This window comes from Pseudomonas sp. SHLD1, from assembly GCF_028640935.1.
Lineage (GTDB): Bacteria > Pseudomonadota > Gammaproteobacteria > Pseudomonadales > Pseudomonadaceae > Chryseomonas > Chryseomonas aestiva.
Map to the genome: position 1 here is coordinate 922,671 of NZ_JAQZAD010000013.1, position 13,047 is coordinate 935,717.

Sequence of the window (13,047 nt, forward strand, 5' to 3'; positions counted from 1 at the left end):
TGTTGTCGGAAAGGCAGGCGTAGCTAGGGGCTGAAGGACCCGGCGTCTTGGCGCCGGTGTCCGCATGAAAACTTAGCGGGTGCCAGGGGCGCGGATGGCAATGCCGGCGGCGTCCAGGCGCTGGCGGATGGCCTGGGCCAGGCCCAATGCACCAGGGGTGTCGCTGTGCAGGCAGATGGATTCGAAAGCCACCTCGACCTCGCCCCCCTCCACCGTGGCGACTCGTCCCTGCTGGCAGGCTCTGAGCACCCGGTCGGCCACGGCCTGGGAATCCAACGCGCCCATGCGCCGGACCAGGACGATGGACCCGCTGGCGTCATAGTCCCGGTCGGCATAGAACTCGCGCACCAGGGGCTGACCCAGCTCGCGACCGATTCGCCAGGTGGCCGAGTCCGGCAGGCAATAGAGCAGCAGCCCGGGTTCGAGCCGTTGCAGCGTCTCCATCAGCAGCCGGGCAGCCGTCTCGTCCCGCGCCAGGTGCATGAACAGCGCGCCATGGGGTTTGAGGTGCTGCAGCCGCAGGCCATGCAACCGGGCGAATTCACGCAGGGCGCCGAGCTGGTAGACGATATCGGCCACCAGTTCTTCGGCGGGCATCTGCAGGGGCCGGCGGCCGAAACCCACCAGATCGCGATAGCCTGGATGGGCGCCGATGGCCACGTTGCGCGCCTTGGCCTGCAGCACGGTGCGCTGCATGAGGCCGGGATCGCCGGCATGGAAGCCGGTGGCGATATTGGCCGAACTGACCAGGTCGAGCAGCTGGTCGTCCACGCCATCGCCCAGCGTCCAGGCGCCAAAGCCCTCGCCCATGTCGGAATTGAAGTCCACCTCGATCATTGCGGTATTCCCTGGCAGTGGTGCGGTGTCCTCGACCTTAGGACTGCCCTGCCCCCTTGGGAAGATTTATTATCCAAGGTCCGGCGTTCGGAAAAATCGATACCTCAGGACAGTCGTGATGGCCCTTACCTTGCGTCAGCTACGCTACTTCACCGCGACCGCCGAACTGGGGCAGATCTCCCAGGCGGCCATCCACCTGAACATTTCCCAGTCGGCGGTGACCAGTGCCATCCAGGAGCTGGAGAGTCTGCTGGGCGCCAGCCTGTTCGTCCGCTCGGCGCAGGGGATGGCGCTGACCGATGCCGGCCGGCATTTCCTCAACCATGCCTACGGCATCCTGCGCGGGGTCGACGATGCCCTGAGCAGCGCCCTGCCCGACCATCGCGCCAGCGGCGAACTGCGCATCGCCGCCAGCTATACGGTGATCGGCTACTTCCTGCCGCACCATCTGCAACGCCTGGCGCAGCTCTATCCCGAGGTGACGGTGGCGGTGCACGAGCAGGAGCGCCAGGCCATCGAGGAAGCGCTGCTGGACAGGCGCATCGACATGGCGGTGGTACTGACCGCCAACCTGACCCACGAGGACATCGTCTCCGAGACGCTCTTCAATTCCGAACGCCGTCTCTGGCTGCCCAGTGGCCATCCCCTGCGTGATCGACCCAATGTCAGCCTGGCCGATGTCGCTCGCGAGCCCTATGTGCTGCTGACCGTCGACGAGGCCGAACAGAGCGCCATGCGCTACTGGCGCCAGTCAGGCCTTGAACCCCGGGTACGCTTGCGCACCAGCTCGGTGGAGGCCGTGCGCAGCATGGTGGCCAACGGCAGCGGCGTGGCCATCCTCTCCGACCTGGTCTATCGCCCCTGGTCGCTGGAGGGCAAGCGCCTGGAGACGCGTACCCTGGTAGAGCCCATCACGCCCATGAGCGTGGGGCTGGCCTGGCATCGCGAACACCCACTGACGCCGGCCATGCAGGCCTTTCGCAGCTACTTCCACAGCGCCTTTTTGGCACCCCAGCAGCTAGGGGCGCGACGCTAGTAGAAAATGAAAATCCTCATGGTCGAAAGGATTTTGCATTATCAGCGTCATTACCAAATAAAATCCTCACGACCTTGAGGATTGCGCTGCGTTTCCCTTTGGCGTTAGCCTGATCCCCACGCTCGTGAGGATAGATCATGCAGGTGATACTCAAGAATGCCGCCGACCTGGGCGCCCTCGTCCGCCAGGCGCGCAAGGCCCAGTCGCTGCGCCAGGACGATGCCGCCGGCAGTCTCGGCGTCAGTGAGAACTTTCTCGGCAAGGTCGAGCGCGGCGGCGAAACCGTCCAATGGGGCAAGCTGTTCCAGGTACTGGAAGGCCTGGGGGTGCGCCTGATCGTGGACCTGCCCGCTGAAGTGGACGCCCAGCCGGATACTCGGACGCCATGAGGCGTGAACTCCTGGCCTGGATCGACGACCAGCTGGTGGGTCGGCTGGCCGACGAGAACGGTATCTGGTCGTTCCGGTACGAGTCCGGTTGGCAGGCCTTCGGGCTCTGTCCGCAATTGCCCTTGCAGCGCGAGCCGCTGATCGATGGCAGTTCGCAGCGCCCGGTGCAGTGGTACTTCGACAACCTGCTGCCCGAGGAAGGCCAGCGGCAAATGCTCGCCCAGGATGCGCGCCTGGATGCCGCCGATGCCTTCGCCCTGCTGAGCTGGTACGGCGCCGAATCCGCCGGCTCCCTTACCCTGCTCGCCGAAGGTCAGCGCCTGCCGCCGGGGGATCGTCGCCCCCTGAGCGATGCCGATCTCTCCCGGCGGATCCAGGCCATGCCGCAGCTGCCGCTGACCCACGAGGCGCACAAGCGCATGTCGCTGGCCGGCGCCCAGCACAAGCTGGCGGTGATCCTCGATGACCAGGGGCTGCAGGAACCCGTGGGCGCCCTGCCCTCCACCCATATCCTCAAGCCGGACCACCCCCACGAAGCCTTCGCCCATTCGGTGATCAACGAGTGGTTCACCATGGGCCTGGCGGGTATGGCCGGGCTGATGGTTCCCGCCGTCGAGCGCCGCTACGTGCCCGAGCCGGTCTATCTGATCGAGCGCTTCGACCGCGTCCGTACCCCGGGCGGCTGGCAACGACGCCATGGCATCGACGCCTGCCAGGTGCTGGGGCTGGACCGTCATTTCAAGTACCAGGCGGGTAGCGTGGAGCGCCTGGCCGAACTGGCCCGGCTGTGCGAGGCGCCCGCGGTGACCCGGACGCGGCTGTTCAACTGGCTGGCCTTCAACGTGTTGGTGGGCAATACCGATGCCCATCTGAAGAATCTGGGCTTTCTGGTCTCACCCCGCGGGCTGGCCCTCGCGCCCTGCTATGACCTGCTCTGCACGGCCGTATACGAGAGCCGCGCCTTCTATCAGCAGCGCTGGCCGGACGCAACCACCCTCGCCTGGCCGATCCTGGGTGAAAACCGGCTGGTGGCCATCGACCGCGAGCGATTGCTGGATGTAGCCGAAGCGCTGGGTATCAAACGCTCACCCGCCGCTGCCCAGTTGCAACGCCTGCGCCAGCGCCTGCCCCTGCAGGCTCAGCAGTTGCTGGAACAGACCGAGCGGGAAAATCAGACCCTGGCCGGCGCGCGACCGGAGCTGCGGGCGGTCTTCGCCGGCGAGTTGCGCTGCCTGCGCGCGATCAGGATGTTGATCGCCGAACAGGTCGAGCGGCTGGCCTGACGGCCACGCTCAAAGCGGCAATACCGCCAGCAGGCGTTCGCGTCTGAGCTGCTGCAGGCGGGCGATCAGCGCGCGCGTGGGCGTGCCGCTCGTGAACTGTTGCAGTCGTTGACCGGCGACCGATCCCAGCCATTCCAGCTGGTTCGAACCCGCCGGCTCGACCGCCAGCAGCAGGCAGTCACCGCCCAGCCGGGACAACAGCCGTACGATCCGGCTCTGCGGACCCTGGGTGAGCCACTCCTCGTGCAGCCCGCCGACGTCCTCCAGCTGCAGCACCGGGAGGTCGCTGCAGCCGGGCAAGCCGGAGCGCAATTCCATCGCCACCGCGGGGTCGAGATCGCCATGCAGGATCACCAGCGCCACGGCCGGTCGGAGGTCGTCTACCGCTGTCCAGAATGGGCTCGTCATGCGCGACCTCCTGGTGATCGGTCGTGGCCTGGGTTCAGGCGAAGGCGTTGTGGTAGGCGTTGAGCGCCGGAGCGCCCCCGAGGTGAACATAGAGCACCCGGCTGCCCTTGGCGATCTCGCCACTGCGCGCCATGGCGATCAGCCCGGCCATGGATTTGCCCTCGTAGACCGGGTCGGTGAGCATCCCCTCCATCTGCGCGGTGTAGCGGATGGCCTCGACGGTGGGACCATCCGGCAGGCCGTAGTCCGGTCCGCAGAAGCGTGGCTCGATGATGACATCCTCGTCGCGGATCTCCTGCTTCAGGCCGATCATCTCGGCGGTATTGCGCGCGATCTTGGTCACCGCGGCGCGGGTCATCTCGGCGTCCGCCGCCGTGTCGATGCCGATCAGGCGACGTTCGCGCTCCTGGGCGCGAAAGCCCACCACCATGCCGCCCTGGGTAGAACCGGTACAGGTGGCCGTCACCACGGTATCGAAGAAGAGGCCCTGCTCGCGCTCCTGGCCGGCCAGTTCATCGGCGAAATGGGCATAGCCGAGACCACCCAGCGGATGGTCCGAGGCGCCGGCGGGAATGGCGTAGGGCTTGCCGCCTTCACGCCGCACCTCATCCAGCGCGCGCTCCCAGGTCGCCTTCACCGCGGTGGAATAACCCTCGCCTTCCAGCAGCGTCTGGGCGCCCATCAGTCGCGACAGCAGGATGTTGCCGACCTTGTCGTAGACCGGGTCTTCCCACTTGGTCCACTCCTCCTGGACCAGCCGGCACTTCATGCCCAGCACCGCGGCGACGGCTGCGACCTGGCGCGTGTGGTTGGACTGGATGTTGCCGATGGACACCAGGGTGTCGCAGCCCTGCGCCAGGGCATCGGCGGCCAGCCATTCCAGCTTGCGCACCTTGTTGCCGCCATAGGCGAGACCGGAAGAGACGTCGTCACGCTTGGCCCAGAGTTCGATACCGAGGTCCTTCGACATGCGCTCCAGCTTGTGCAGGGGCGATGGGAAATAACCGAGCTTGACGCGGGGAAAACGCTTTTCGAGATCCAGGGACATAGCAGCGACTCCAGTGGTGAGAGAACGCCTTCAATGCTAGGGAAAACCCTGAAAAAGGTGCTTTCGAATGAGCGGTATGAAATCTGCTTTCCTTTTGACCGAATCCCAGAATCCGCATGGATGTTCCTCCAACAATCGCTTTACAAGGAGAATCTTTCGATGAGCGAAGCTGCGGAACTTACCCCGGTAGAACGCAAGATCCTGCGCGCCCTGCAGCAGGACGGCCGGCTGAGCAATGCCGAGCTGGCGCGCCAGGTTGCCCTGAGCCCGAGCGCCTGCTGGAACCACACGCGCAAGCTGTTCGAGAGCGGCGTCATCACCAGCGTCAGGGCCCATGTGGACCCCAAGGCGGTGCAACGGGAAACCGCGGTACTGGTGGGCGTGGTGCTGGACAGATCGACCCCGGATTCCTTTCAGGCCTTCGAAGCGGCCGCCCGCGCCCTGCCCCCGGTGCTGGAGTGTTACCTGGTGGCCGGCGACGTCGACTATTTCATCAAGCTCAGGGTCAAGGACATCGCCGCCTTCAATCGCCTGCACAGCGAACGGCTGATCGCCCTGCCCGGCGTGCGCCAGGTGCGCACCTTTTTCGTGCTGAACGAAGTCAAGACCGAGGGGCTGTTGCCTATCTGAACGGGCGGCTGGCGCCTGGGGAGGGACGGGTGCCGAACAGCGCTTGTCCAGGAGGTGAGGCACTGCGCGAGTCCAAGCCGCTGCAACTGCCGCGCCTGATCGACGACCAATGAGGGGTTTACAAAGGGCGGCGTCCTGATTTGACGCCGCCTCAGGTCATTACACGACCACGTTCAACAGCAACACCACAATCAAACCGACCACGGCGACGATCGATTGCACCACCGAAATAGTCTTGGTGGCTTCGCCCATCGTCATGCCGAAGGATTCCTTCACCATCCAGAAACCTGCATGGTTGGCGTAGTTGAAGAACAGCGAGCCGCAGCCAATGGACAAGGCCAGCAGCGGCAGGTTGAGGCTGGGATCAGCGCCGGCAAGCGGCGCCAGCAAGCCGGCAGCCCCCACGATACCTACCGTGGCGGAACCGGTAGAGACCGACAGCAACATGGCGATCAACCAACCGAGGACCAGCGGAGGGAACGCCGACTGTTGGGTCAGGTGCACGATCGCATCGCCCACCTTGGCGCTGGTCAGCAATTGCTGAAATGCACCGCCGCCGGCGATGATCATGATGATCGAGGCGATTGGCTTGAGGCTCTTGCCCAGCGATTCGCGCAATTGCTCCGCATCGCCGCCGCGCGCGAGTACCAGGCTCGCCCCGGCGAACAGCACGCCCAGCAGCATCGCTATCAGCGGATTGCCGAGGAAACCGGCCATTTTGAGTAGCGCATTGTCCTTGGCCAATACCATCTCGGCGACGGCATGGATCAGCATCAGGATCGCCGGCAGCAAGGCTGCCAGCACGCCAAGGTATACGCTGGGGCCTGGTTTATCGTCGGCTTTTTCAGCCAGGGTGAACTGATCCAGCAAGACCTGATCGGGCCGAGTGCTCATGCGCGGGGAAATGAATGCACCATACAGGGGGCCGCCTAGAATCATGGCCGGGATAGCCGCCAGGAACCCATAGAGCATGGTCGGCCCGACCGAGGTTTTCAGCGCGGCGATGGCCGTCAGCGGGCCAGGGTGCGGCGGGACCATACCGTGCATCGCGGCCAGTGCGGCAATCACCGGAACGCCCACATAGACATAGGCTGAACCCTTGAAGCGCGCCTGACTTTCCAGCTTGCGCGCCACGCTGAAGATCAGCGGCAGCATGATCACCAGGCCGACCTCGAAAAACATCGGAATGCCAATCACAAACGCGACCATCATCATCGCCCAGGGAATCATCCGGTCCGATGTGCGCTTGAGGATGACCGCAGCAATCTGCTCGGTGACGCCGGCGTCCGCAAGTATCTTGCCGAGCATCGCCCCCAGCGCGATGACCACCCCCACGGCCCCCAGTGTCTTGCCGGCGCCGGTAACCAGCTGGGAGACGATGCGATCTGGCTCCATACCGGTTGCAAAGCCTACGCCGACGGAAACTACCAGCAAAGCCAGCAGTGGGTGCATTTTGAGGCGCGAGACGATCAGCACTACCAGCACCACGACGCTGATCAATGCAGTCAGTAACAGATCTATATCTAAGGGAGTCATGAAAGGTTCTCGGTTGGGCGGGTGCCTAAACTCTTGTAGGTGGATGAGACGAAGGGCATCTGCAACGGCTAAGTTGCAGGGCTCGCCTTTCTAAAAGCCAAATAACCTGCGAGGCGCTTGCGCCAGCAGCAAGGCGCTGGCTTGCGCCGAAAGCTCCAGGGCTTGCAACTGGTCGACGACGGAGGCGAAATCGATGTCTTGCTCATGCTGCGTATGCGGCCAGTCGCTGCCCCATACCAACCGATGCAGGCCAACGCTTTTTTCCAGCAGCGGTAATGCCCGTCGAGCGAAATCAATGTTCTGTTGTGGCGTACCTCCCAAGCGATAGATTCCCGATACCTTGATCCAGATCGAACCTTTCAATCCGGCCTCGAGCAACTCGCCAAACCCGGGCTGATCGAGACCCGCATTCGCGTCCGGCCGCCCAAGGTGATCGATCACCAACTTCACGCCGAACGGCGTCAATTGCTGGATCAAGCCCGGCAGATCCTTGACTTCCCGGTGCAATTCGACATGCCAGTCGAGATCGGCGATATCACTGAAAAACCCTTGCCAGGCCCTGTCACGAAAATCAGGTAACGCCTTGCCGATCAGATTCAGGCGCACGCCGACCACGCCCAGTTGAGCCATGTCATTCAAGGTGGAACGACTGATGCCTGGCTCCAGCACGACCACGCCGCGCAACTGCCGAGGGGCTTGCCTCAACGCCGCCAACAGGTAGCTATTGTCGGTGCCAAGGAAACTTGGTTGCACCAATACACCGTGACTCAGGCCATGCGCTTGCAAATGCTCAAGGTACTGGTCGAGCGTGGCGTCGTACTCGGGGCTGTAGCGCCGAGCACCGATCAGCTGCAGATCACGACTGAACACATGGGCATGGGAGTCGATGCCGGTGATCGACTTGGGGCGGGGAGCTGACATGGGTTTTATCTACTGGAAGTTGGGATCATCACGCCCGGGCGCGTCGATTGCCGTTGATATTGGCCGGAACGGAGGTGGCATTGGCTTCAAGGTCCCTGCCCCGGGTCTCAGGCAGGCAAAGTGCGGCAAGCACCCCCACGCCGTAGGCGATCCCGGCATCGATGCCTATCGCCGAACCCAGCGACATGGAATCACTCATATGCCCGACCAGGAATGGAAATACGGCGGACAGCACCCGGCCGAAGTTGTAGCAGAAGCCAACGCCGGCGCCGCGTACATCGGCAGGGTAAAGTTCGTTGAAGAACGCTCCCAGGCTGGCCGGAATACCGGCGGCGAAGAACCCCAACGGGAACCCCAGGAACAGCATCTGCGTATTGGTCAGCGGCAAAAATACGTAGCACTGCACCGTAACCACGCAGCTCAGGGCAAACAGCACAATGTTTTTACGACGGCCAATGCGATCGATCAAATAGCCGCTGGCCACACAACCACACCAGAAGGCGAAGATGATCACCGCCAGATAGCCGCCCGAGTTCAGCACAGACAGATTGCGCTCGGTCTTGAGGAAGGTCGGTAACCAGGTCATTACCGCATGATAGCCACCGTGTGCGCCCAGTCCCAGCAGCCCGCCAAACAGGGTCACGCGAATCAGTTCCGGGCGAAAGATGCCTGCGAGTGACGCGAAGAAACTTTGCGGGATGGCGTTGTCTTTTTGCAGACGCTGGAAGCTGTCCGGCTCCTCAACGCTACGACGCACCCAGATGATCAGGAACGACGGCAGCAACCCGACAAGGAACATCACACGCCAGGCCATGTCCTGCGGCACAGAGGAATAGATCAGCGCGAACACCCCGACCGCCAGGCCCCAACCCACCGCCCAGGCACTTTGTACAGTGCCCATGACCTTGCCGCGATAGTGCGGATTGATCGTCTCGGCCATCAGCACCGCGCCGGCCGCCCACTCCCCGCCAAGCCCGAACCCCTGCAGCGCCTTGACCACCAGCAGCTGGTTGAAGCCCGTGACGAAAGCCGAGAGAAAGGTGAAAAACGAGAACCACAAAATCATCAACTGCAACGTGCGCACACGGCCATAGCGGTCAGATAACGTCCCCCCCACCCAGCCACCCAGCGCCGAGGTGACGAGGGTAAAGCCGCTGATCAATCCGGCATCGCCCTTGGTTAGCGCGAAAGCGGCGATCAGCGCCGGAATCGCCAGACCGAACATCTGTACTTCCAAGGCGTCGAGCGACCATCCGCCGAAGCAGGCCCAGAATGTTTTGCGCTCCCGAGGAGTGATTTGGCGATACCAGCTGAACATGATTCTTATCCTTATAGGTGTTACGCCAGGCAGCCGACTGCCAACCCCGCCGCGACAGGGTCAACGTTGGCAAACAAACAGCAATCGGGCGGCGATCTAGCCGCCGCAGAACGCTTCGCTACGCAGACAGGCGTCAGCGAATATCCACGCGGTAGCGGAAATGCTCCGCGTGGCCGCGCGAGCGACGCCACTCCAGCGGGCTACCCGCGTAGTCGCGGGCCAAGCGCTCGATCACGATCACCGGGCTGTTGACCGCTACCTGGAGCAGGCGGGCATGCACGTCATTCACCGATTCGGCGGTCAGCGTTTCTTCGGCCGATGCAACGACCTGTCCGCACACTTCTTCGTAGATCGGATACAGCAGCGGCCCTTCGCGACCGAGGTCGATCTCCAGCAACGCCTGAAACCGCTGGCGGGGCAACCAGATTTCTTCGGCGAGCACCGGCTTAACATCGAGCAGACGCACCCGGACAATACGAATGACCAGCGCATCGGCGGGCAACCCTAGCGCTTGCGCTACGGCCGAAGGTGCCACAACGGGCTCGATCGAGAGGATGCGACTCTCCGGGACCTGGCGCTCGCCGGAAACAGTCTGGAATCGGAAGAAACGGAACAAGGAGGATTGAAACTGTGCCCGTCGAATGAACGTCCCGCGCCCTTGCTGACGTTCCAGAATGCCCTCGCTGACCAAGGCATCAATCGCTTTGCGCACCGTACCGGTGGACAGTTGATATTCCGCAGACAGCGCCGCTTCAGTAGGGATCGCCTCCCCCGGACGCCAGCGATTATTGGCGATCTGCTCGGCCAATTGGTCACGCAGGCGTTGGTACAGCGGCAGTCGGGCATCACTGGACAAAGAATTCATCGACCTTATTCACCTTGTTATCTAGTCATCTATATGAATCTTGTGGCGAGTATTTGCCCGGATAACCTGGCTGTCAAGGAAGGGCCTGTCGTCCTGCTGACGAATGGCTGCCCTACCGCCCTGCTCATGGAGAGGCGGGGCTTCGCCGGCGATGTCAGCTTCAAGCCGATTGTGGCCCTCGTTGGCCAGGCGTCGCACCTGGTTCGGAAACCGGCAAGAGGATCAGGCCCTTACGGCCAGGGCCAGGATGGTCGCCACCAGCGCCTGGGTGCGTGGAACCAGGGTATCGAGCACCAGAAATTCGGCGTCGGTGTGTACCTTGCCGCCCACGGGGCCCAGGCCACAGAGGGTGGGCACGCCCAGGCTGGCGGTGAACCCGGAGTCGGCGCAACCGCCGGTGAATTCGCCCTCGACGCTGAAGCCGAGGTCCTGGGCCTCGCGCTGGTAGAGCGCCAGCAGGTCGTGGCTCAGGTGCGCTTCCATCGGTAGGAACACGCAGGTGGGCTCGACGCGGGCGGTAGTCCCCGGTACCTCCACCTCGGCGACGATGGCCTCGATGCGCGCCTGCAGCGCGGGCCAGTCGGCCAGGGCAACGAAGCGCACGTCCAGGCGCGCGGTGGCGCTGGGCGCGACGGTATTGCTGAAGGTGCCGCCCTCGATGAGGCCGATGTTGGTGGTGATGCCGCGCTCGTAGTCGGTCAGGGCGTGCAGCTTCACCACCTTGAGCGCCAGGGCCTGGATGGCACTGGCGCCCTCGGCGTGACTGACGCCGGCATGGGCGGCACAACCGCTCACGCTGATGGCCAGGGTGGCGCCGCCCTTGCGCGCCTTGACCACGTTGCCACTGACCCGTCCGGGCTCGCAGTTGAGCACGGCTCGGGCGCCGCGCGCCGCCGCCTCCAGGTGCGGGCGAGCCGTGCCTGAACCGATCTCTTCGTCACCGGTGTAGAGCACCCGTACCGGAAACGGCAACTCGCCGGCGCGCTTGAGCGCACGCAGCGCGAAGCAACTCGCCACCAGTCCACCCTTCATGTCCGCGACGCCGGGACCATAGGCCTGGCTGGCATCGCGGGTGAAGCCGCGGCTGGCCACGGTGCCCGGCGGAAAGACGGTGTCGCGGTGGCCCAGCAGCAACACCGCAGCGCCGGTGGCGGGCCCCACCTGGGCGGCAAGGATGTCCCCGAAGTTGGCGACCGGCGTCCGGGCGACCTCGATGCCGTCTTCGGCCAGCGCCGCGGTGAGCACGGCGCCGACGGCATCGACGCCGGCCTTGTCGTAGCTGTTGGAATCGGTATCGACCAGGCGCTGCAGGAGACTGGTCATCGGCTCGCGCTGGGTGGCGAGCCACTCCAGGGCGGTGGTCTTGACAAGGGGCATCAGCGGCGGCTCCAGCGATCGCCCAGGTCCCAGAACAACCCGGCCATGAGTTGCAGCCCCTGCCGCGCGACCGGGGCCAGGAGATGCTCGTTGGGCGCGTGCTGGGAGCAGGCGGGATAGGAATGGGGTACCCAGAGGGTGGGCAGGTCGAGGATGTCGGCAAAGATGTCATTGGGCAAGCCACCGCCGAAATTGGGCAGCAAGGCCGGCTTTTCGCCCAGGGTGCGGGTCAGGGACGTCAGGGCCCAATCCACCCAGGGATTCTCCGGGTCCAGCCGCGAGGCGTGCAGGATCTCGTCCTTGGCACGGGTGACGCGCACCGCGGCGAAACCCCGTTCGGCCAAGTGCGCCTCGATCAGTGGGATGAAGGTCGTGCAATCGCAGCCGGCGACGAAGCGGATCTGGCAGTGGGCCCGGGCGCTGCCGGGAATGGCATTCACCGGTGCCTCGGGATTGCCGGTGGTGAAGGCCAGCAGTTCGAAGGTGTTCCAGCCGTAGACACGTTCGGCCGGGGTCAGTCCGGGCTCGCCCCAGAGGGGATCGATGGCCGGATCGCCCGGCGCGCCGCCCACCTCGATGTCGGCCAGCGCACGGCGCACCGGTGCGGGCAGCTCGGTGGGCTTGAGCCCCGGGACCTGGATCTGGCCCCGGGCATCCACCAGACTGGCCAGGGCATGGGCGAGGATGATCCCGGGATTGGCCAGCAACCCGCCCCAGTTGCCGGAGTGATGGCCGCCTTCGCGCAGCTCCAGGTGCAGATCGAAATTGAAGGTGCCGCGGGCGCCCAGGAACAGCGTCGGCCGGGATGCCGAGACCCGCGGCCCATCGGAGGCGATGAACAGATCGGCGGCCAGGGCCTGGCGCTGCTCCTGGCAGAAGGCGCGCAGGCCGACCGAGCCGATCTCCTCGCCCATCTCCAGCAGCAGCTTGACGTTGTAGCCCAGGCGTCCGCCGCGGGCGGCGATCACCTGTTCCAGCGCCGCCAGGTTGAGCAGGTGCTGGCCCTTGTTGTCGGCGGTGCCACGGCCGTACCAGCGCTCGCCCTGCTCCACCAGGGTCCAGGGCGCGAGGCCTTCGCGCCAGCGGCTGGCATCGCCGCGCACCACGTCACCGTGGCCATAGCTGAGCAGGGTCGGCAACGCCGGATCCTCGATCCGCTCGGCGATCAGCAGGGGCCCCTTGCCGGCGACCGGATTGTCCAGCTGCCGGCTGGTGAAGCCGAGACTGGCCACATAGGGGGCGATGAACTCGTCCAGGTAGCGCTGCAGCTCCGCCTGGCGTTCGGGCGCCTGGCTTTCGGTAGGATGGGCCACCGCGGTGGCGAGCCGCGCACGGAAGGCGCCGCTGTCGAAGTGCGCGGCGGCAAGCTCAAGGGCATGGGTACGACTGGTCATGGCGG

13 protein-coding genes are annotated in these 13,047 nt (G+C 64.6%); 4 read left to right on the top strand and 9 right to left on the bottom strand.

The features are described 5' to 3' along the window. Positions 1 to 72 precede the first annotated feature (72 nt). Positions 73 to 837 carry a 5-oxoprolinase subunit PxpA gene (locus tag PVZ77_RS09735; RefSeq protein WP_273807365.1) on the bottom strand — a complete coding sequence of 255 codons (765 nt, stop codon included), beginning with the start codon at positions 835 to 837 and terminating at the stop codon, positions 73 to 75. A 118-nt stretch (positions 838 to 955) separates the two neighbouring features. Here PVZ77_RS09735 and PVZ77_RS09740 point away from each other — a divergent pair, with 118 nt between their 5' ends. From PVZ77_RS09740 to PVZ77_RS09750, 3 genes are all read left to right on the top strand, one after another. Then, the gene (locus tag PVZ77_RS09740; RefSeq protein WP_273807366.1) at positions 956 to 1,873 is read left to right on the top strand and encodes a LysR family transcriptional regulator; all 918 of its coding nucleotides are present in this window, start codon (positions 956 to 958) and stop codon (positions 1,871 to 1,873) included. Positions 1,874 to 2,010: 137 nt separating this feature from the next. Then, positions 2,011 to 2,262: a helix-turn-helix domain-containing protein gene (locus PVZ77_RS09745; protein WP_273807367.1), complete on the top strand. Its 252-nt coding sequence runs from the start codon at positions 2,011 to 2,013 to the stop codon at positions 2,260 to 2,262. Continuing rightward, positions 2,259 to 3,545, top strand: a complete 1,287-nt coding sequence (locus tag PVZ77_RS09750) for a HipA domain-containing protein (protein WP_273807368.1) — start codon at positions 2,259 to 2,261, stop codon at positions 3,543 to 3,545. The genes PVZ77_RS09745 and PVZ77_RS09750 overlap by 4 nt, the downstream gene beginning before the upstream one ends. Before the next feature lie 9 nt (positions 3,546 to 3,554). Here the strand turns inward: PVZ77_RS09750 and PVZ77_RS09755 are convergent, their stop codons facing one another. Together PVZ77_RS09755 and PVZ77_RS09760 are read right to left on the bottom strand one after the other, a co-directional pair. After that, positions 3,555 to 3,953: a hypothetical protein gene (locus PVZ77_RS09755; protein ID WP_273807369.1), complete on the bottom strand. Its 399-nt coding sequence runs from the start codon at positions 3,951 to 3,953 to the stop codon at positions 3,555 to 3,557. A 34-nt stretch (positions 3,954 to 3,987) separates the two neighbouring features. Next, on the bottom strand, positions 3,988 to 5,001 hold the full coding sequence (locus PVZ77_RS09760) for a 1-aminocyclopropane-1-carboxylate deaminase (RefSeq protein WP_133861699.1): 1,014 nt from the start codon (positions 4,999 to 5,001) through the stop codon (positions 3,988 to 3,990). Between the two features lie 159 nt (positions 5,002 to 5,160). On the opposite strand from PVZ77_RS09760, the gene PVZ77_RS09765 reads away from it, so the two are divergent. Further along, on the top strand, positions 5,161 to 5,631 hold the full coding sequence (locus tag PVZ77_RS09765) for an Lrp/AsnC family transcriptional regulator (protein WP_208691226.1): 471 nt from the start codon (positions 5,161 to 5,163) through the stop codon (positions 5,629 to 5,631). Between the two features lie 159 nt (positions 5,632 to 5,790). Here the strand turns inward: PVZ77_RS09765 and PVZ77_RS09770 are convergent, their stop codons facing one another. The 6 genes from PVZ77_RS09770 to PVZ77_RS09795 all read right to left on the bottom strand — a co-directional run bounded on the left by PVZ77_RS09770 (position 5,791) and on the right by PVZ77_RS09795 (position 13,042). Then, positions 5,791 to 7,167 (bottom strand): GntP family permease, encoded by a 1,377-nt coding sequence (locus tag PVZ77_RS09770; protein ID WP_273807370.1) that lies wholly within the window; start codon positions 7,165 to 7,167, stop codon positions 5,791 to 5,793. 90 nt (positions 7,168 to 7,257) lie between these two features. After that, on the bottom strand, positions 7,258 to 8,088 hold the full coding sequence (locus tag PVZ77_RS09775; RefSeq protein ID WP_273807371.1) for an amidohydrolase family protein: 831 nt from the start codon (positions 8,086 to 8,088) through the stop codon (positions 7,258 to 7,260). A gap of 28 nt (positions 8,089 to 8,116) precedes the next feature. Further along, entirely contained in the window at positions 8,117 to 9,406 is a 1,290-nt protein-coding gene (locus PVZ77_RS09780) for an MFS transporter (RefSeq protein ID WP_273807372.1), read from the bottom strand. Positions 9,407 to 9,539: 133 nt separating this feature from the next. Beyond that, positions 9,540 to 10,271: a GntR family transcriptional regulator gene (locus PVZ77_RS09785; protein ID WP_273807373.1), complete on the bottom strand. Its 732-nt coding sequence runs from the start codon at positions 10,269 to 10,271 to the stop codon at positions 9,540 to 9,542. 222 nt (positions 10,272 to 10,493) lie between these two features. Then, positions 10,494 to 11,648: a M20 family metallopeptidase gene (locus PVZ77_RS09790; RefSeq protein WP_273807374.1), complete on the bottom strand. Its 1,155-nt coding sequence runs from the start codon at positions 11,646 to 11,648 to the stop codon at positions 10,494 to 10,496. Continuing rightward, positions 11,648 to 13,042, bottom strand: coding sequence for a M20 family metallopeptidase (locus tag PVZ77_RS09795; RefSeq protein WP_273807375.1), 1,395 nt, complete (start codon positions 13,040 to 13,042; stop codon positions 11,648 to 11,650). Before PVZ77_RS09795 ends, PVZ77_RS09790 begins: the two co-directional genes overlap by 1 nt. Positions 13,043 to 13,047 lie beyond the last annotated feature (5 nt).

Bases quoted from the DNA above. Each gene is read 5' to 3' on its own strand.
- PVZ77_RS09755 (WP_273807369.1), bottom strand. From the start codon at position 3,953: ATGACGAGCCCATTCTGGACAGCGGTAGACGACCTCCGACCGGCCGTG.
- PVZ77_RS09735 (WP_273807365.1), bottom strand. From the start codon at position 837: ATGATCGAGGTGGACTTCAATTCCGACATGGGCGAGGGCTTTGGCGCC.
- PVZ77_RS09785 (WP_273807373.1), bottom strand. From the start codon at position 10,271: ATGAATTCTTTGTCCAGTGATGCCCGACTGCCGCTGTACCAACGCCTG.
- PVZ77_RS09790 (WP_273807374.1), bottom strand. From the start codon at position 11,648: ATGCCCCTTGTCAAGACCACCGCCCTGGAGTGGCTCGCCACCCAGCGC.
- PVZ77_RS09740 (WP_273807366.1), top strand. From the start codon at position 956: ATGGCCCTTACCTTGCGTCAGCTACGCTACTTCACCGCGACCGCCGAA.
- PVZ77_RS09795 (WP_273807375.1), bottom strand. From the start codon at position 13,042: ATGACCAGTCGTACCCATGCCCTTGAGCTTGCCGCCGCGCACTTCGAC.
- PVZ77_RS09765 (WP_208691226.1), top strand. From the start codon at position 5,161: ATGAGCGAAGCTGCGGAACTTACCCCGGTAGAACGCAAGATCCTGCGC.
- PVZ77_RS09760 (WP_133861699.1), bottom strand. From the start codon at position 5,001: ATGTCCCTGGATCTCGAAAAGCGTTTTCCCCGCGTCAAGCTCGGTTAT.
- PVZ77_RS09745 (WP_273807367.1), top strand. From the start codon at position 2,011: ATGCAGGTGATACTCAAGAATGCCGCCGACCTGGGCGCCCTCGTCCGC.
- PVZ77_RS09775 (WP_273807371.1), bottom strand. From the start codon at position 8,088: ATGTCAGCTCCCCGCCCCAAGTCGATCACCGGCATCGACTCCCATGCC.
- PVZ77_RS09780 (WP_273807372.1), bottom strand. From the start codon at position 9,406: ATGTTCAGCTGGTATCGCCAAATCACTCCTCGGGAGCGCAAAACATTC.
- PVZ77_RS09770 (WP_273807370.1), bottom strand. From the start codon at position 7,167: ATGACTCCCTTAGATATAGATCTGTTACTGACTGCATTGATCAGCGTC.
- PVZ77_RS09750 (WP_273807368.1), top strand. From the start codon at position 2,259: ATGAGGCGTGAACTCCTGGCCTGGATCGACGACCAGCTGGTGGGTCGG.